This window comes from Robiginitalea sp. (assembly GCF_982776155.1).
Map to the genome: position 1 here is coordinate 471,016 of NZ_CEXZKX010000001.1, position 18,364 is coordinate 489,379.

General features: G+C 52.5%; 14 protein-coding genes and 2 pseudogenes. 10 read left to right on the forward strand and 6 right to left on the reverse strand.

Annotation, left to right across the window (positions count from 1 at the left end; translation table 11 throughout):
• Positions 1–88: 88 nt before the first annotated feature.
• Both AC3DKS_RS01860 and AC3DKS_RS01865 read right to left on the reverse strand, forming a co-directional pair.
• The gene (locus AC3DKS_RS01860; RefSeq protein ID WP_015754865.1) at positions 89–1,093 is read right to left on the reverse strand and encodes a glycosyltransferase family 2 protein; all 1,005 of its coding nucleotides are present in this window, start codon (positions 1,091–1,093) and stop codon (positions 89–91) included.
• 76 nt (positions 1,094–1,169) lie between these two features.
• Positions 1,170–1,628: a type I restriction enzyme HsdR N-terminal domain-containing protein gene (locus tag AC3DKS_RS01865; protein WP_041327769.1), complete on the reverse strand. Its 459-nt coding sequence runs from the start codon at positions 1,626–1,628 to the stop codon at positions 1,170–1,172.
• A gap of 26 nt (positions 1,629–1,654) precedes the next feature.
• Here AC3DKS_RS01865 and holA point away from each other — a divergent pair, with 26 nt between their 5' ends.
• Complete coding sequence (holA, locus tag AC3DKS_RS01870) at positions 1,655–2,659, forward strand: DNA polymerase III subunit delta (protein ID WP_015754867.1); 1,005 nt, start codon at positions 1,655–1,657, stop codon at positions 2,657–2,659.
• On the opposite strand, the gene AC3DKS_RS01875 is transcribed toward holA, so the two are convergent.
• Positions 2,660–3,040 (reverse strand): DoxX family protein, encoded by a 381-nt coding sequence (locus AC3DKS_RS01875; RefSeq protein WP_015754868.1) that lies wholly within the window; start codon positions 3,038–3,040, stop codon positions 2,660–2,662.
• A gap of 35 nt (positions 3,041–3,075) precedes the next feature.
• Entirely contained in the window at positions 3,076–5,331 is a 2,256-nt protein-coding gene (locus tag AC3DKS_RS01880; RefSeq protein ID WP_272607260.1) for an aminotransferase class III-fold pyridoxal phosphate-dependent enzyme, read from the reverse strand.
• 150 nt (positions 5,332–5,481) lie between these two features.
• On the opposite strand from AC3DKS_RS01880, the gene AC3DKS_RS01885 reads away from it, so the two are divergent.
• From AC3DKS_RS01885 to AC3DKS_RS01925, 9 genes and pseudogenes are all read left to right on the forward strand, one after another.
• On the forward strand, positions 5,482–8,259 hold the full coding sequence (locus tag AC3DKS_RS01885; RefSeq protein ID WP_272607261.1) for a M16 family metallopeptidase: 2,778 nt from the start codon (positions 5,482–5,484) through the stop codon (positions 8,257–8,259).
• Positions 8,260–8,422: 163 nt separating this feature from the next.
• Positions 8,423–8,512: pseudogene (locus AC3DKS_RS01890) on the forward strand (hypothetical protein); the annotation flags it as partial.
• 33 nt (positions 8,513–8,545) lie between these two features.
• Positions 8,546–9,232: a hypothetical protein gene (locus AC3DKS_RS01895; RefSeq protein WP_430930918.1), complete on the forward strand. Its 687-nt coding sequence runs from the start codon at positions 8,546–8,548 to the stop codon at positions 9,230–9,232.
• Positions 9,233–9,234: 2 nt separating this feature from the next.
• Positions 9,235–9,663, forward strand: a complete 429-nt coding sequence (locus AC3DKS_RS01900) for a hypothetical protein (RefSeq protein WP_272607262.1) — start codon at positions 9,235–9,237, stop codon at positions 9,661–9,663.
• Between the two features lie 161 nt (positions 9,664–9,824).
• Positions 9,825–10,091 (forward strand): annotated as a pseudogene (locus AC3DKS_RS01905) (RHS repeat-associated core domain-containing protein); the annotation flags it as partial.
• A gap of 81 nt (positions 10,092–10,172) precedes the next feature.
• Positions 10,173–10,781 carry a hypothetical protein gene (locus AC3DKS_RS01910; protein ID WP_272607263.1) on the forward strand — a complete coding sequence of 203 codons (609 nt, stop codon included), beginning with the start codon at positions 10,173–10,175 and terminating at the stop codon, positions 10,779–10,781.
• Between the two features lie 2 nt (positions 10,782–10,783).
• Positions 10,784–11,269 (forward strand): hypothetical protein, encoded by a 486-nt coding sequence (locus AC3DKS_RS01915; protein WP_474731429.1) that lies wholly within the window; start codon positions 10,784–10,786, stop codon positions 11,267–11,269.
• A gap of 557 nt (positions 11,270–11,826) precedes the next feature.
• Entirely contained in the window at positions 11,827–12,051 is a 225-nt protein-coding gene (locus AC3DKS_RS01920; RefSeq protein WP_272607265.1) for a hypothetical protein, read from the forward strand.
• A complete protein-coding gene (locus AC3DKS_RS01925; protein ID WP_272607266.1) occupies positions 12,036–12,338 on the forward strand; it encodes a type II toxin-antitoxin system RelE/ParE family toxin in 303 nt (100 codons plus the stop codon). Before AC3DKS_RS01920 ends, AC3DKS_RS01925 begins: the two co-directional genes overlap by 16 nt.
• A 607-nt stretch (positions 12,339–12,945) precedes the next feature.
• Here AC3DKS_RS01925 and AC3DKS_RS01930 read toward each other — a convergent pair.
• Complete coding sequence (locus tag AC3DKS_RS01930; RefSeq protein ID WP_272607267.1) at positions 12,946–15,357, reverse strand: alpha-ketoacid dehydrogenase subunit alpha/beta; 2,412 nt, start codon at positions 15,355–15,357, stop codon at positions 12,946–12,948.
• Positions 15,358–15,514: 157 nt separating this feature from the next.
• Positions 15,515–18,361: a gluzincin family metallopeptidase gene (locus AC3DKS_RS01935; protein ID WP_272607268.1), complete on the reverse strand. Its 2,847-nt coding sequence runs from the start codon at positions 18,359–18,361 to the stop codon at positions 15,515–15,517.
• Positions 18,362–18,364: the final 3 nt, after the last annotated feature.

Genomic DNA, 18,364 nt, shown 5'->3' on the forward strand with positions numbered 1-18,364 from the left:
ATTTCTGAGTTAATGTTATACAAGTTTGTGAGGTTAAAAAGTCGAAACAAAATTATATAAAAGCAAATGCGGCGTTAGGCCGTATCCGTTAATCTTTTACTAAATTGTTAAAATCCTTTACATGATGTACGTAATAAGACCAGACTATGGATGTTGCGGCGTGGTATTTTTGGACAAACCGGACCTTTTCCCGCTTGCGGATCATCCGCGGAAATTGGCGGTAATAACTGGCATGTGCCCGTAAAACGGACCAGGCGTGCAAACCTTTCCACTGAAAGACAAACCGCAGGGCGGCCACCCCGTCTAGCAGCAGGCGGGCCAGGATAATGGGGAATGCCTTCTTCCGGGGCAGGTTCTTGGTAATGGAGAATAGGGAATTCCGGAAATTCAGGTAGGTTTTCCGGGGGTCCATATTGTTCAGCGTAGAACCTCCCATGTGGTATACCTCGGAACCCCCGCAATAATAGACCCGGTATCCCCGGTTCTGAGCCCTCCAGCACAGGTCCACTTCCTCCTGGTGGGCAAAATAGTCCGGGTCAAATCCGCCCAGGTCCCGGAAAACGCTTTTCCGGATAAACATGCAGGCCCCGGTGGCCCAGAATATTTCCCGCGTATCGTTATACTGCCCCTGGTCTTTCTCCAGGCTCTGGAAAATGCGGCCCCGGCAAAAAGGATACCCGAACAGGTCCAGGAAGCCCCCGGCTGCCCCGGCGTATTCAAAATAATCCGGCCGCATCAGGTCCTTGATCTTGGGTTGGATAATCCCCGCCTCCGGGTTGGAGGCAAAGAGTTCCCGGACAGGATCCAGCCAGCCCGGCGTCACTTCCACGTCGGAATTCAGCAGGCAATAGATATCTTCTTCTACCTCCCCGAGTGCCATGTTGTACCCGGAGGCAAAACCGCCGTTCACCGGATTGCGGATTACGCGGATTTCCGGGTATTCCTCCTCCAGGAAGGCCACGGACGCGTCATTGGAAGCGTTATCAGCCACGTATATGACGGCATCCCCGCTATGGGCCAGCACGGAGGGCAGGAAGCGCTCCAGGAGATTCCGGCCATTCCAGTTCAGGATAATTACGGCTATTGACTGCATTCCGAATTGGCTGCTTGGGTCAGCGGCAGGCCGCTGAAATTCAAAGCTGACAAAGTAACTAAAAAAAACGGTATCCTCAGGTATTCCCGGGGGGCGAGTAAGGGGGGAGCTCCCTGAGGTAAACGTACTGTTGGCTGTCGTAATCCATCCGGCAGAAAATATGCAGCAACCCGTTGGTAACCATCAGGTATCGCGCTTTTGCCCGCATATTGTAGCGGGCAATCTGGTCGAACACCTCCTGGGTAATGGCCACGGAAGGCGCTTTGCACTCCACCAGCAGATCGATTTCCCCCTGCGGGTTGCAGACGGCTATATCCACCCGTTTGCGCAGGCCGCTCACCAGCAATTCCCTTTCCACCAGCATCCGGCCGGCCGGATACCCCTTGTCTTTTACCAGGTAGTGCAGGCAATGCTGGCGGACCCATTCCTCCGGCTGGAGGAGCACGTACTTTTTGCGGACAAAGTCAAAGACCAGGCGCTTATTTTCCCTACTTTTGAAGCGAAGGGGGTACTTGGGAAATTCCAGTTCCACCATGGTGCAAAATTGCATTAAAAATTCAAATGGAGGAAGTTAAAGCCCTGATCGGGGATATCCGCAACGGAAAGCTGGCGCCCGTCTATTTCCTGATGGGAGACGAGCCTTATTACATAGACCGCATCTCGGAATTTATCGGGGAGAATGTACTGACCGAAGAGGAGCGGGGATTCAACCAAACCGTCCTTTACGGGAAGGACACCGGAGTGGACGAAATTGTAGGCCACGCCAAACGCTACCCGATGATGGCCGAATACCAGGTGGTCATTGTGCGCGAAGCGCAGCACCTGAGCCGGACCATCGAACAACTCGCGGAGTACGCTGCCAACCCCCAGCCTTCCACCATCCTGGTGATCTGCTATAAATACAAGACCCTCGACAGGCGAAAGAAACTCATCAAGACCCTTCGCAAGGGAGAATCAGTGGTTTTTGAGAGCAAGAAACTTTACGAGAACCAGGTGGCGGACTGGATCCGCCGCGTTTTGCTCGGGTCGGACTACCGGATTTCGCATAAGGCGTCTGCCCTGCTGGTGGAATACATGGGGACCGACCTGAGCCGGATATCGAACGAACTGGACAAACTGAAACTCGTTTTGCCCAAGGGGGCGGAGATTACCCCGGAGACGGTTGAGGAGCACATCGGGATCAGCAAGGATTTCAACAATTTTGAATTGAAAAAGGCGATTGCAGGCAGGGATATCCCCAAGGCTACCCGGATTATCGCCTACTTTTCTCAAAACCCGAAAGAAAACCCGTTTGTGCTGACCGTAGCCCTGCTGCATACTTTTTTCTCCCAGTTGCTGCAATATCATGGGCTCTCGGACCACAGCCCCAAGAACGTTGCCAGTGCGCTGCGGATTAACCCGTATTTCGTTGGGGAATATAAAACTGCCGCCCGGAACTACCCGATGAAGTCCGTGAGCCGGATTATCGGTGCCTTGCGGGAAATGGACCTGAAGGGCAAAGGGGTGGGGTCTGCATCCATGTCCCACCGGGACCTGTTGCAGGAATTGCTCTATAAGATTGTCTGATTAACGGCGGTCGAGGCTGAACCGGCCCGGGCCCATCAGGAAGATGGCCAGGAAGACGGCAGCATAGAGCAGGGGCAGCTCCTTGCGCCCAAAGGGATCCGCCGCGTGGGCGATGAGCGCTGCAACCAACATGCCGATAACAATCGGGATGGCCGCCCAGCGGGCTTTCAGCCCGATCAGTACCAGGATGGCGCAGACTACCTCAGCGAACGTAATCAGGAAGAGGGAGGGGCCGGCCCCGATCCCGATCGGGTCGCCAAACTGTATTTCCCCTTCTCCGAAAAGCCGGCTGATCTTAGGGATTCCATGGGTCATAAGCATTCCTGCACCTGCCACGCGGAGAACCAGCAGGCCGAGATCACTTTTCAGGGAACTTTTCATAGGTAATTTCAGATTTGTTACTAAAGTATTAATAATTACTTAGAATTATTCTGAATTGCCAGGATCGCTCCCAATTTTTCGATCAACTCATCACAATTCCCGGTGTCGAAGGGCAATGGCGGCTTGATTTTCAACACATTGTCGTGGGGGCCGTCCGTACCCACCAGGACGCGCTTTTCCTTCAGGGCGTTTTTTACCCGGGCCGCCAGGGACGTGGCGGGGTTTCCTTCACCGTCCACCAGCTCAGCCCCTACGAACAGGCCTTCGCCACGGACGTCTGCAAGGGTCGGGTACAATTTACCCAATGAGCGGAGCCCTTCCATCAGGTAGTTGCCGGTTTTGGCAGCATGGGCTTGCAGCCCCTCATGGCGGATGACGTCCAGTACGGCTTTTCCGGCCGCGCAGGAAACCGGGTTGCCCCCGAAGGAGCTGAAAAATTCCGGGCCGTTGGCAAAAGCATCCGCAATTTCCGGCGTACAGACCACGGCTCCCAGCGGATGCCCGTTGCCCATGGGTTTGCCCAGGATAACCAGGTCGGGGACCACCCCGTATTTTTGAAACCCCAAAAAACTGTTGCCCAGCCGGCCGAAGCCCACCTGTACCTCATCGCTGATGCAAAGCCCGCCCCGGGCACGGATGGCCGGGTAGATGGCTTCGAGGTACCCCTTGGGAAGCGGGACCTGCCCCCCGCAACCCATGATGGGTTCCGCGATAAAGGCGGCCGGCGCTTCCGCTTCATCCCGGATTCGGTCCAGGCAGGGCCCGCTGAATTGCCTGCCTGCCGTCCCGTCGTCCGCCCATCCCGACCCGAAGACTTTGGGCATCGGGCAGATGGTGGTCTGGGGGTGTTTGTCCCCCGGGCGGTGCTTGTAGGGGCTGACGGCAATGGCAGCTGCGGTATTCCCGTGGTAGCCGTGTTCCAGTGCCACCACCCGTTGGCGGCCGGTAAAGGCCCGGGCCAGGCGAAGGGCCAGGTCGGTGGCTGCACTGCCGGAATTTACCAGGAATACCCGGGAGAGGGGAGGGGGAAAGTATCCGAGCAGGGTTTCCGCATAATCTAGGAGGCTGTCGTAATGGTACCGGGTATTCGTGTTGAGTTTGCGCAGGGCATCCCGCGTACGCCCCACTACCTCCGGGTGGCAGTGGCCTACCTGGATGATGTTGTTGTAGGCATCCAGATAGGTAGTGCCATCCCCTGCAAACATATACTGGAAAGCGGCCCGCTCCATGACAATTGGCGTGTCATAGCTCAGGCTCAGGGAAGGACTCAGCAACCCGGATCGACGCTTCTGGTAGGCCTCCGCTGTGGGAGATGCTGTTACTTCCAGTCCGGCTGCCCGGCGAAATGCGCGACTGGCCGCCCGCGGACCCAGACGGATCCATTTCCTTAGCAAGCGCTGAGCCGGCTCCTGGCTGATGGTGATGTACCCCGAATCCGGACGGATCTTCGCGGCGTGAGCGGCCTGACAGAGGCTCATACACAGCCGGCCGCCGATAAGATAATACAGCAGGTCGGCCTCAAGTTCTTCCAGAGGGAAGACGCTGCAATAGGATCGGAGAATGGGTTCAGCGGCCTGCAGGGGGGCTTCCGCAGCCATCAGGGCATAGGTAAGCCCCACAGCCAGGTCTGCGGCGAGCCAGGAATGGCAGGCGTCCCCAAAATCGATCAGGCCGGTTACCCGGCCGTCGCGGACCAGGATATTCCAGTCATTCGCATCGTTATGGATCAGGCCGCGCCGGAGGCGGTAGGCCTTTGGGGTTACTTCAGCCTCGTATTGCTGTACCATATAGGCGACCCGGGATTGAAGGTTAATGTCGGCTATCTCCTGGATATACGGCAGGCTGAGGCCCAGGTGTTGCAGGTCCCAGGCGGAAGGTTCGGGTGAGGTGGCAACCGGGCCAAAGGAAGCGGATAAATTGGCCATTTCCCCCAGGAGGCGACCCAGGCTTTCCAGCAGCGGGCCATCCTGTTGCGATTCCGCCATAAACGCACCCTCCAGGTATTCCAGGATGCGATAGGATTTCCCGTCAAACATAAAATGCGTTTCCCCGCTACCCGAGCGCAACTGATTCGGGAAGGCAAACCCGGATCCTTCCCGGAAGTGCTCCATCATGCGGGCTTCCAGGTCCAGGCGGGTTCCCAGGCCGGGCCGTGCCGTGTGTTCCTTCAGCACCCATCGCCCCCGGGCAGATTCAAGCAGGTAGGTGCGATCCTCATAGCCTTCCAGCGGGGTGGCAGAGCGGGGGGTGATTCCGAAACGTCGTTCAATTTCGCGAAACAGGGGCTTCATGGGCAGGGAATGTGGAATAGTTGCCAAAATAGCTAAAAAATACCGGCTGCATTTGCCGTGCTTCTCCTGGGAATTTTATCGCAAGCTGCGGCAGCACCCCGGGGAATCCCTATATTTAAGAGTTCTATTCACAATCAAAAAACGAGAACCATGAAAAAAACGTTACACCTCCTGCTTTTCTGCCTGTTGTCACAGCTGACGGGCGCCCAGGATTTCCAGTTCCGGGCTGCGGATATCGAAATCCCCTATGAGAAGTTTGTCCTGCCCAACGGGCTCACCCTGCTGGTCTATGAAGACCACAAGGCGCCCATAGTAGCCGTCAATGTGTGGTACCATGTGGGGTCCAAGAACGAGAAGCCAGGAAAAAGCGGCTTCGCCCACCTTTTTGAACACCTGATGTTCAACGGGAGCGAGAATTACAACCAGGACTATTTCCGGGCCCTGGAAAGTATCGGGGGGACCGACCTGAATGGCACCACCAGCAACGACCGGACAAATTATTTCCAGAATGTCCCGGTGAGCGCCCTGGACCAGGTCCTCTTTTTGGAGTCGGACCGGATGGGCCACCTTTTGGGGGCCATCGACCAGGAGCGCCTGGATGAACAACGTGGCGTGGTACAGAACGAAAAGCGGCAGGGCGAAAACCAGCCCTACGGCATGCAGTGGGACTACCTCACCAAAGCGATGTTCCCTAAGGGCCACCCCTATTCCTGGACGGTCATCGGGGAGATGGAGGACCTGAATGCCGCCTCCCTGGAGGATGTGCAGGAATGGTTCAAATCTTATTACGGCCCGGCCAATGCGGTGATCGCCATCGCGGGGGACGTGGAGCCGGAGGAAGTCCGCCAGAAGGTGATGCGGTACTTCGGGGATATCCCCTCGGGGCCGACCATCGAGCGCCAGGAGGTGAACATCCCGCTTCACCCGTACGACTCCTACCAGGTTTACCAGGACCGGGTGCCCGAAACCCGGGTGCTCTTTGCCTGGAATACTCCCCCGTTCGGGGACCGGGAAGACATCCACTTCGACCTGATCGCAGCCATTCTATCCAACGGCAAAAACTCCCGGCTGTACAAGCGCCTGGTATATGAGGACCAGATTGCCAGCTCGGTAGCGGCATTTGAATGGTCCAAGGAACTCGCGAGCAATTTTATCGCCCTGGCGAATGTAAAACCCGGGGGAGATCGGGAACAGGTGCAACAGGTGATGTGGGAGGAGATCTCCCGCCTGATGGAAGAAGGCCCTACGCAGGAGGAGCTCGTCCGCGTCAAGGCGGATTATTTTGCCGACTTCATCAAGGGCATGGAGCGGATTGGCGGGTTTGGCGGGGTCTCGGATATCCTGGCTTCCAACCAAACCTATTTCGGGGATGCCTCCTACTACAAGAAAGTCCTGCAGTACGTGGAGGAGGCCACCGTGGCGGATGTGCAGGCGACGGCTAAAAAATGGCTCAGCAAGGGCAAGCATATTTTGGTCTGCGAACCCTTCCCGGATTATGAGGTAGCCGACGCCGGTGCGGACCGCAGCCAACTGCCGCCCCTGGGGCCACCCAAATCCTCCCGGTTCCCTGAATTGCAACGGGCCGAGCTGTCAAACGGCCTGAAAATCGTGCTCGCGCAGCGCAGCGGGGTGCCCACCATTGTGATGAATATGCTGTTCGACGCCGGGTACAAGACGGACTTCCGTTCCAGCCCGGGTACGGCTTCCCTGGCCATGAACCTGATGGACGAGGGGACTGAAAACATGAACTCCCTGGAGATCAGCGAGAAGCTGCAACTCCTGGGGGCCAGTTTATCGACGGGTTCGAACCAGGACATTTCCAACGTGTATATGAATACCCTGAAGCCCACCCTGCAGGGGAGCCTGGAGGTCTTTGCGGATGTATTGCTCAACCCGGCCTTCCCCCAAAAGGAATTCAACCGGCTGCAAACCGAACAGATCAACGATATCAAAAGCGAAAAGTCGCAACCCGTGGCCATGGCGCTCCGGGTGATGAACAAATTCCTGTACGGGGAGGGCCATCCCTACAGCAACCCCTATACGGGGACCGGGTATGAATCTACCGTGGCTGCCCTGACCCGGGAAGATGCCAGGGAATTCTACGACACCTGGATCAAGCCCAACAATGCTACCCTGGTGGTTACCGGGGATGTATCCATGGCAGAACTCCGGCCGATGCTGGAGAAAAGCCTGGGCAAATGGCGACGCGGCCAGGTACCCGAGATCTCCTTTCCGGAGCCCAAAACGGGGACCAAAAATACGCTGTACCTGATGGACCGGCCGGAATCCCAGCAGTCCGTAATAATCGCCGGCAACCTGACGGAGAAGTACGGGGACCTGCCGGAGGTGGCCCTCGGCCAGATGGTGAGCATCCTGGGCGGGGATTTTACCTCGCGCATCAATATGAATTTGCGGGAGGATAAACATTGGTCGTACGGGGCCGGCGGCTTTGTCCTGGGGGCCCGGAACGAACGTCCTTTTATTGTGTATGCACCCGTTCAGACCGACAAGACGGCCGAATCCGTGTCGGAGATCCGGAAGGAGTTGTCCGAATTCGTCAGTACGCGGCCTGCCACGGCGGCGGAACTGGAAAAAGTCAAGACCAACGAAGTGCTTAAACTCCCGGGTCAATGGGAGACCAACGCGGCCGTTGCGGGATCCGTGGCCAATATGGTCCGCTACGATTTACCGGACGACTACTACCAGCACTACGACGCCAACGTGCGCAACCTGAGCCTGGACGACGTGCGTTCGGTAAGCAACACGGTGGTCCGCCCGGCGGATGTCAACTGGTTTATGGTAGGGGACCGGGCCAAGATCGTCGAAAAACTCGACGGCCTGGGCTTTGACCAGATCATCGAGATCGATGCGGACGGGAACCCGAAGACCCCGGCGTTAAAGCAGACGGAAGTGGAGATTAAAAATTGATATTGGCACGTGGTTACCACTAGTCTTTACAGTGTAAAGTTTAGAACTACTACCCCTTCGGGCTGGAGCAAAAAGCCGGTTCTATGAAGGAGTTTCTCCCCTTGGAAACTCAACCGCTCAAAGGTGGAAATTCGGTGGTAAAGAGTTCGATGAGAGCCTTGATCTGGACACCTATGACTTCGGAGCCAGAAACTATGATCCTGCTTTGGGTAGGTGGATGAATTTGGATCCGTTGTCAGAGCAAATGCGTAGGCACTCTCCTTATAACTACGCGTTTAATAATCCTTTGAGATATTCTGACCCTGATGGAATGGCGCCTGTGGATGATATTTACTTGGATAGAAAAGGAAATGAAATACACAGAGTAGAAAACGATGATCCTGATAGAACATTTGTCGTTAAAACTACCCAAAAAACGAAACAAGTATATTCTGGTGGAACTAGAGATGGACATACAAATCCAATATCAAAAGCGGAGGCCAGAAACACCGGAAAGCAAATTAGTCAAGGAAATCTAGATGGGGAACATATGAGCAATATTGTCCAAATTGCGAATTCTGATACCCAACAGCAAATGCTGGATCATGTAAATCAAGATGATAATTCTGGCAAGGTCATTTCAGCTGAAAATCTTTCCGAAATGAATTCCAATAACTTTAGGGAATTTAGTGGGAACCTCGACTCAAATGGAAACGTGGTGGACAAGAATGTGGGGCCGACAGTCCTCCCTACCAAGGATGTTGAACAAATTGAGGCAGGTGGGTCTTTTGATTTTCATTCACATGCCAGCGGGCAATATCGGGACTCTGATGGACTAATAAGAACACCAACTCAAGCTCCATCAAGTAACGATATACGAGGGGCCAAGGGTACGGAATATGGTTTTGGAATGAAGTCAAGAAAGGTATATATCTACAATCGATCTGGGGTAATCGCTATAATCCCATTCAAAAACTTTGGTAAAAAGGACTAATCATGAGAAATCTATTTGGCATAGTATTATTATTTTTCATTCAATCTATTGTATCTCAAGAACAAAATACTGAACAGTTATACAAAGAAGCAATAGATGCTCACTCAGCATTTGAGCGTGAGGATAATGATACATCAATGATGTATATATATTTTGTTGATGAACGTTTTAGTGATGTCAATTTGGCAAATGAAAAGATTGAGCTAAAAACCTTATCGAAACAGGAGTTAAATTCGATTTCTAAGCGGGGAATCGATTATATTGAAGTTTATCCCTTTTACTTGTCAGGTAACAAAATCATAGTGGAAATTATTTCATTATTTAGAAAACGAAGAAAAATTACCTCCTATGGAAAAAGCACTTATTCTTTCTCTTATGACTGTAAGGATGGAAAATATATCCTAACAGACATGAAGCAATCGATGCTTTGAGTTATAAACCGCCTATCGAGGCGGTTTTTTTTACCAATATCCTAAACACCCTTTATTTCGATGGTCGTTTTAATAACCTGGTTTAATTCGATAACATACGTTCTTTTAGATGAAATCTGTCAAAAAACATAAAAAAGTAAGCCCCGCAAACCCTTGTCACCATTGAAAAAAAGGGTCTAAACTACTACCCCTTCGGGCTGGAACACAAAGGTTATAATGGAAGCGTTAGCCCCAATGGAAACTCCACTGCACAAAAGTGGAAATATCAGGGTCAGGAACTAGAAGAGGACTTAGGGAAAAACACTTATGCTTATCAGTGGAGAGACTATGATCCCGCAATCGGAAGATTCAACAAGATTGATAGGTTTGCTGAGAATTATTACGAGGATACTCCTTATCATTTTACACGAAACAATCCTATTTACTTTAAAGAGATTGCCGGAGATAGTGTTCGTGTTGCGCAGGTCACAGTATACGATAATGCAAACAACTCCAATTATGAACAGCAGTTGGTTACTGATTGGCAGCAGCAAACAGGACTTACTTTAAATGTTGATGCCAGTACTGGCTTAATAAGCTATGCGACTGATGCAAATGGTGATCCAATTGTATCAACAACCACTGATGCTAATGGAAATACGACAGAGAATGGTAGCGCATCAGCACGAGCAGATTTAATCGGATATATCGATGGGAACGGTGTTATTGATATTGGTGTGACACCTAATGATTCTGGCGCTCCTAACGGGGGTAACCAAATATGGTTAGGTGATAGTCAAATTACTAGTTTTATAAATGGAACACCAGCAGAATTAAATGATAGGACTCTTGGAGTGGGAATGACCGCATTTCATGAGTTTGGACACACGGCAGCTGGCGGATCTAATTCTGACCCTACAGCACCAGGAGACACGTCCACAGGTCCAGTAGTAGACAGGGTAAACGTCTATAGGCAGGAATTAGATAATAATCCTTCAAATGCAGGTCTAAGACCATACGGTCAAAGGAGCAGGTATCAAGCTGGTGCTGCTGGTAATAATTCAACAATTAGGTTTAGATACCGAACAACAAATAGAAATGGTAGGCCTGTTAGAAGGTCGACAAATATTACTTTTTAATTATGAATAAGATAATTCTCGTGTGTTGTTTGATTTTGCCGTTAGTAGTGAAGGCTCAAATAGAGCAATACGAAGATGCTGTTGAAATTATTATAAGCACTGATCAGTATACTGCTTACACAGGTAATCCAAAAAAGTACCACGTTTCCGATGAATTGATAGTTTTTTCTAAAATGGGCAAAATGTTCAAGAATCAGCTTGCAGAAAATGACTTCGAGCTATCTGATTATGATATTGTAACAGATGAGAAAAAAGAGAATACAATTGACAAATCGCTTCTTGGGTTAAACAGGAAAAAGTGTGCTAAGCTAAAAATTTACTTTAAGGAGCAGCGAGATGGGATATTTTTTGCTGAACTGATCCGCGAAAACAAACGTAACGTAGAGTATGATAGTAGGACACATTTTGGCACTAGTCATATCTATATGTTTAAAAATAATCAAGGATCTGTCGAATTACTAAGTGTACAAGAAATAAACTATAATTAAATAAAACCGCCCCGAGAGGGCGGTTTTTTATCGAAACCTATAGGCAACAAAAGTGTCTTATCATACACAACGCATATATCTAAAATTTTAACATTTACAGGGCTATTTAAGTTTTTATCAAAAAAGTCCTTGACGTGGTTGTCTATTCTATAGAAGATATTCTAACTTAGTTAAGCGAAGGGGTTATTCCTACCTGCCCGCTACCTCGCCATCAGCTCGCCACTGCGAAAATGGCGAGGATAAGCCAAACAATATGAGTGCTTTAAGGGCAACTCGCCACAAAAGCTAAAAAATGGAAGACCATAAAGAAAAATACCTCACATTTAGACTTGGAACAACTTGTTCTAAAATTTAAAGCCAGCGGATCTTTCATACAAAAGCTGTCGAAGTACTCCAAAAAGTGCCCCCCGTTAACCCCCGTCATTATTGAGAAAAATGGTGTAGACGACTTCCTTTTCAGGCTGGACATAAGTTTAGACCTTTTCCTTCCAATGTGATAATATCATATTCCATGGAACGAAATTTGTACCTTTATCTAAAGAGAAAACCAAAAGACGATGGCTACCCTGGATTTAAGGCAGAGCGTACTGGAATATGTCAAGAAGGCTGATAACAGGTTCCTGAGGCTTGTCAAGGCCATGGCCGATAACTATGACGATGACCGCATAAGTATCGAGCAGTACAACAAGGAACTGGACGAGTCCATTGCCCAAATAGAACGGGGAGAGTTTTATACTCATGAGGAAGTGGGCGAACGCATCAAGAAATGGGCAAAAAAATAATCTGGACGCATCGAGCCGATGCAGACCTGAACCAAGCCTTTCTTGATTTATTGGAACAATCAAAGTCCATGGAGACCACCGTTAGGGTCATTACCGAAATCTACGATTCCACCGCCATCCTCGCGAGCGACCCTGAAATCTACAGACTGGATACCCTCAAAAAGAACAACAGGGGTAATATCAGGGCGTACGAAAAGCACACCTACCGCATATCCTATCTAATCGAGCAGAAAGCGGTTTATATTATCCGGGTACGCTATGCCAGAAAAGAACCTTTGGAATATTGATTCCCCAGGGTAAAAAACCCAGCCAGCTCGCACCCTCGCTTCCCCCTGTCTTTTTTATCCTTCCGATACCCACACTGGGACCAAGGTCCTTTTCCCAAGCTATGTTTACATACCATGATCTTATGTCGCCAAGGATGGCACATAATAACGCTATGTCAAATAGCTGCAATCCCTATTCAAATACCCTGACGCTCAATCGGCGCTCGGCCTAGCGTTCCGTTCACGGACCGGAAGACAAGTTCCGGTCGCGCCCGGAACGTTTGACTTCCCGCTTAGAAGGCAGGCTATCACAGGTCGATCCAAATTGTAGGAAAATTAGTAATAAGCATCCGGTGAAACCGTTATCTTTAATCTAATTACATACGTTCTTTTACATAGAACCCGTTAAAAAGCTCAAAAAAGGAACCCCCGCAAACCCCTGCCATTATAGAAAAAAAGGGCGTAAACGACTACCCCTTCGGGCTGGAGCAAAAAGCCGGTTCTATGAAGGGACAATAAGCGGCAAGGAAAAAAGAAAAACCCGCCGGGCAGGAAGGCTTCGCGGGTTATTTTCTTGCTAATTGCGGGTGCTGTCCGAACGGATTGAACCGAACAAATTGCGGGCGGGCTACATCAGTTCCGGAAAATCATCCGGGGAAGCCTCGTGCATGATGGCGTAGACTTTCTCGAAAACGTCTTCCGTATTCGGCTTGGAAAAATAGTCCCCGTCGCTGGCGTAAGCCGGGCGGTGGGGCTGGGCCGTCAGCGTCTGCGGGGCGGAATCCAGGTAGCGGTAGCCCCCCTGATTTTCGACGATCTCCTGCATCAGGTAGGCCGCGCAGCCCCCGGGTACGTCTTCGTCCACCACCAGGAGCCGGCCTGTCTTTTTGAGGCTCTCCACAACCTGGTGGTCCAGGTCGAATGGCAGGAGTGACTGGGCGTCGATCACCTCGGCGGAAATCCCCACCTCCAGGAGTTCCCGGGCCGCCTGCATTACCACGCGTAACGTGGAGCCATAGGATACCAGGGTGATGTCCGAACCTTCCCGGAGGGTTTCCACCCGGCCGATTGGGGTGCAAATCTCCCCCAGGTTGGTCGGGATGTCTTCTTTGAGGCGGTACCCGTTCAGGCTTTCGATGATCAGAGCGGGTTCGTCGCTCTTCATCAGCGTGTTGTAAAACCCGGCCGCGCGGGTCATGTCGCGGGGAACCAGGATGTACATCCCCCGGAGCAGGTGGATTATCCCGCCCATCTGCGACCCGGAGTGCCAGATGCCTTCCAGGCGGTGGCCCCGCGTCCTTACGATCAGTGGGGCTTTTTGTTTTCCGACGGTCCGGTAGAGCAGGGTGGCCAGGTCGTCGCTGAGCGTTTGCAGGCAGTAGAGCAGGTAGTCCAGGTACTGGATTTCCGCAATGGGACGCAGCCCGCGGAGCGCCAGGCCGATGCCCTGCCCGATGATGGTGGTTTCCCGGATGCCCGTGTCGGCCACGCGCAGCGGCCCGTATTTTTTCTGCAAGCCTTCCAGGCCCTGGTTGACATCGCCGATGGCCCCGCTGTCCTCGCCGAAAATAAGCGCCTCCGGATATTTGCTGAACAAGGCGTCAAAATTATCCCGCAGGATAACCCGCCCGTCTGCCTGTTCCGGATTCTCCGGATACTCGGGTTTTACTTCCGGGATTTCCGTGGCCTTCCCGGGCAATTCGGAATAGAGGTGGGAACTGAAAAGGGGCTGGGTCTCCTCCTTAAACCGTTTGATCCAGGCCAGCAATTGCCGGCGGGCGTCGTGATCCTCCCCGATCAGATAGCGGACGGCCTTGCGCGCCCGGGTAATCAGGTCGCGTTTCAGGGGCTCCTCCACGGCTATCAGGTCGTTCTTGAGCCGCTCGATAAAACGGCGGTTGGGACTGGCGGAGGCAGCCGCTTCCAGCAGCCCCACCAATTCCTTTTTCTGTTCCCGGTGCGGTTGGAGGAATTCCGCCCAGGCGTCTTTCTTGGCGCTTCGCACCTCCTTTTTCACAGCCTTTTCCAGGTCGCTTAATTCCTCTTCCGAAACAATGCGGTTTTCCAGGATCCACTCCCGGAAGCGCGTGTTGCAATCGTGTTTTTTCTCCCATTTCAGCCGCTCGTCGGATTTGTAGCGCTCGTGGGAGCCGGAGGTGGAATGCCCCTGGGGCTGGGTGAGCTCCGTGACGTGAATCAGGACGGGGACATGGTTCTCCCGGGCGATGTCCGCGGCATTTTCATAGGTGTGGATCAGGGCGGTGTAATCCCATCCCTGCACCTTGAAGATTTCATAGCCGGGCGCTGTTTCGGTGCGCTGGAAACCCTTGAGGATTTCCGAAATATCTTCCTTGGTGGTCTGGTACTCGGCGGGTACGGAAATTCCGTAGGCATCGTCCCAGACGCTGACGATCATCGGCACCTGGAGGACCCCGGCGGCATTGATGGTTTCAAAAAAATGGCCTTCGCTGGTGGAGGCGTTCCCGATGGTGCCCCAGGCCACCTCGTTCCCCTGGTTGGAAAACCCGTCGGAAGGGACGGATTCCAGGTTCCTATAAATCTTGGAGGCTTGTGCCAGGCCCAGGAGGCGCGGCATCTGGGCCGCGGTGGGGGAGATGTCCGGGCTGCTGTTTGGCTGGGCCGTCAGGTCTTTCCAGCTCCCGTCCTCATTGAGGCTGTAGGTGCCGAAATGCCCGCCCATTTGCCTGCCGGCGCTCATCGGTTCCAGGGAAATGTCCGTGGTGGCATACAGCCCGTGGAAAAAATCCTTGGGGGTCAACAGGCCCAGGGCCATCATAAAGGTCTGGTCGCGGTAGTAGCCGCTGCGGAAATCCCCGTTGCGGTAGGCGCGCGCCATGGCGAGTTGCGGCAATTCCTTGCCATCCCCGAAGATGCCGAATTTTGCCTTGCCGGTAAGGACTTCCCGCCGCCCGAGTATACTGCATTCGCGGCTCAGTACGGCCGTTCGATAGTCCTGCAGTATTTGCTCTTTGAAATCTTTGTAGGAAATGTCCTTTTCCGGGTCTAGCTCAACTTTCATATCTGGGGACGTATTTCCCGCAAAAATACCAAAGCCGCGGTAAATTTGCAATGTGATCTCTAGTTTTTCATTATAGATTTTTCAACAAATTCTCCCAATAATTAAAATCCGTTGCAGAAGATTCAATAATAATTGGAAAAATTAAGAAATCCTTAATTTAAAACCATTTCCGCGTAAAGAGGCCGGTCAGTGTCCTCGGGCTGATGGTAATGATAAACCGGATGCGCGTATCGTAGTCGGGCTGGGCAATTTCCCACCCGTTGTTTGAGTAGAAGGGGAAGTATAATTCAAAATAATCCGTTACCAGGTTCAGGCGAACCCCGGCGTCGTAGACAAACCGGGCAGAATCCCCCTGGTTGCCCAGAAATCCCATATCCCCGTATACCTCGATCCACCGCCAGAGGTTGAAACTCGCATTTCCCGTCAGCATCCAACTATTTGCAAAAGGCTGCTGCAATTTAGATTTGAACCCGCCTTCGGCGATAATGATCTGCTGGCTGAAAATACCCGTGTCCTCGGACCGACCCAGATAGTTGTAGTCGAAGAGATAGTCCGTGGGCCGGTCCAGGGCAAAGCTGAAAAAATCCGATTCCGTTTTATTTCGCAGGAATACCCCTGCGAAAAAGCGCAGGTTGATCTGCCGGTTGCTCTCCAGGAGTTTGCGGTATTCCATATCGAAGGAGAGCTTGGTGAAATCTGCGGAATGCTGGGCGTCCGCAAACCAGGAAAAGTAGTTGATGATGCCGTTTTCCAGGTGGTTGTAGCGAAGGTTGAGCACGCTGTAGTCCGGGTCGGTTTCCAGGTCGCCCAGGGCCGGGTCAATGGTCCGGAAAACGTTCACGTACCGGAGCAACAGGCTGGACCGCTCATTGGAGATCAGGTCGGCAGGCCGCCAGCCAAAACTGATAGAGGGGGTCAGGGTGGAATACCGGGAATTTACCTGGAAATGCGAGGTAGACCCGGAAATGGCGTAGTTGGTGACATAAAACCCGCTTTTGCCGTGATAGTGCCGGTAGGTAAACCGCCCATAACCCACCAGGGCCTGCTCCTTCATGGCGTAGGTAGGGGCGAAATCGAATACAAAAGGCCGCTGCAAGAGGGTTTTGTTGGTCAGCCGGATGCCCGGGGTAAGCCCGTCGTAAAAATTGTAGTTCGCCACAGGCATATAGAAAACCTGGTTGTAATAGGGGTTCTCGGAATCCTTGAAAAACTGGAATTTCAGTTTTTTGTTCCCGGAGAAAAACCCACCGAGGGATTTCCAGTTATCCCGTTGGTTGAATTCAGGGATATTCTGGTCGTAATTGAGTACGAGCCGTTCCTCCCCGCTTTGGGGAATCTGCACAGTCCGCGTGCCGCTGAACCCGTCGAACCAGTATTTGGAGACTACCGAATCCTCCGCTATCCCGAAGAGCGAAATCGGCACTTCGGTGCCCGTTTTGTTTTTCAGCGTTACCGACAGGGAATCCCCGGTCTGTTCCACCCGGTGGATCTTAAAATCGATCTGCTTGCTCGTGGTGACATACGTGTCAAAAAACCAGTCGATATCGCGCGTGGCGTATTTTTCCACGGACTCCCGGAAGTCCGAGGGGGTTACCCGTTCCAATTTGTGTTCGTTCCAGAAGTCCTTAATGGCTTTTTGTACGGGTTCCTCCCCCATGTAATCGGCCAGATAGGCGAGGCCCAGCCCGGCTTTATAGGTGTTCCCGATCTTTTGGTTGAACTTGATCAGGGAGTCATTCGGGGTGGCCAGGGCCTGGTCCCGGTTGCTGCGGGCCATCAGCATATACAGGAGGGAATACTGGTCGTTGAAATCCATCTGTGCCAGGTGGAAGTTCCGCACGAGCCACCAGTTGGAAATCTTGCCCAGCAGTTTCTGGTCCGGGTAAAACTCCTCCACAAACCGGATCATCAGGTAATTGACAATGGCATCGCTTACCCATTTGTCCTTCCTCGGGTCCAGGAAGAGGGTTTCCCGCATGTAGCTGCCCAGGGCCGTCTTGAGGAATTTCATCTCAAACTGGAATTGTTCCTCGTATGGGCGGATAAAGGAAGGCAACTGGTTGAGGCCGTACAGCGGGTTCTTGTTGAAATCCGTTTCGCTCACCAGCAATTGTTCATAGGGAAAATCCCCGAGGTTTTGGTGGATGAAGCGGGTGATGCGGTCGATGGAAATGCCCTGCAGCATTTCCGGGTATTTCTGGGATTCGATATCCGTAACAACAAAGAGGAACGGGGTCACATGCTTTTTAAAGGGCTTGTGGTGGTTCAGGATGATGTCGCAGCTTTTCCGCTGGCTGCCCCTCAGGGTGGCCACCTGCCGTTCCGGGAACTGGCTCAGGTTGATGTCGACAAAATTGGTCCCCAGGTACAGGGAATCCGGGAAGGTAAAATCGATGCGCGTATCGGCGATGTCCGTATAGAGGTCCTCCAGGTTCTTGTTGTTGTAGAGGTGCCAGGTGCCGTCGTATACGGCCGGGGTCAGGTACCAGTCCCTGAGGTAATAGCTTCCGTCCGGCCCATAGCCGTAAGGGGTATATCGGTTCGGCGGTAGCTTTACCGTGTAGGTGATAAACAGGCGGGTGGAATCGCCGGGGGCCAGAGGCTGCCCGAGACGGAACTCCACGAGGTCTTTGCCCGGCAGGCGGTTCCAGTTGAGCCCGCGGTACACCTCGTCCACAACGGTCAGGATTTCCGTTTCACCCCGGTCTTCCCTTTTGGCCAGGTGGAGCGATTTTTTGAATTCCTCGGCAAACCGCTCCGCCAGGGCAGTACTCTTATCCGAATAGGCGTGGTTCCAGTCGTTGAAGAAGAGGCTGGGCAGGGAATCGGCCGACTGGTTGACATAGGTGAATTCCTGTTGGATTTCGATCAGGTGGGTGTCTTCCACCAGGTTGGCGCGGATGGTGTTCCGGTGCTGGGCTGCTGCCGGATGCAGGCAACCGGCCATGAGCAGGAGGAGCAGGGGAAGTATTCCCCGGTTGGCAAAAAGGATCCGCGTATACATCCA

Excerpts from the sequence above, each read along its gene's own strand:
- AC3DKS_RS01920 (WP_272607265.1), top strand. The coding sequence starts at position 11,827 with ATGGCTACCCTGGATTTAAGGCAGAGCGTACTGGAATATGTCAAGAAG.
- holA (WP_015754867.1), top strand. The coding sequence starts at position 1,655 with ATGGAGGAAGTTAAAGCCCTGATCGGGGATATCCGCAACGGAAAGCTG.
- AC3DKS_RS01875 (WP_015754868.1), bottom strand. The coding sequence starts at position 3,040 with ATGAAAAGTTCCCTGAAAAGTGATCTCGGCCTGCTGGTTCTCCGCGTG.
- AC3DKS_RS01885 (WP_272607261.1), top strand. The coding sequence starts at position 5,482 with ATGAAAAAAACGTTACACCTCCTGCTTTTCTGCCTGTTGTCACAGCTG.
- AC3DKS_RS01915 (WP_474731429.1), top strand. The coding sequence starts at position 10,784 with ATGAATAAGATAATTCTCGTGTGTTGTTTGATTTTGCCGTTAGTAGTG.
- AC3DKS_RS01860 (WP_015754865.1), bottom strand. The coding sequence starts at position 1,093 with ATGCAGTCAATAGCCGTAATTATCCTGAACTGGAATGGCCGGAATCTC.
- AC3DKS_RS01865 (WP_041327769.1), bottom strand. The coding sequence starts at position 1,628 with ATGGTGGAACTGGAATTTCCCAAGTACCCCCTTCGCTTCAAAAGTAGG.
- AC3DKS_RS01880 (WP_272607260.1), bottom strand. The coding sequence starts at position 5,331 with ATGAAGCCCCTGTTTCGCGAAATTGAACGACGTTTCGGAATCACCCCC.
- AC3DKS_RS01925 (WP_272607266.1), top strand. The coding sequence starts at position 12,036 with ATGGGCAAAAAAATAATCTGGACGCATCGAGCCGATGCAGACCTGAAC.
- AC3DKS_RS01935 (WP_272607268.1), bottom strand. The coding sequence starts at position 18,361 with ATGTATACGCGGATCCTTTTTGCCAACCGGGGAATACTTCCCCTGCTC.
- AC3DKS_RS01930 (WP_272607267.1), bottom strand. The coding sequence starts at position 15,357 with ATGAAAGTTGAGCTAGACCCGGAAAAGGACATTTCCTACAAAGATTTC.
- AC3DKS_RS01900 (WP_272607262.1), top strand. The coding sequence starts at position 9,235 with ATGAGAAATCTATTTGGCATAGTATTATTATTTTTCATTCAATCTATT.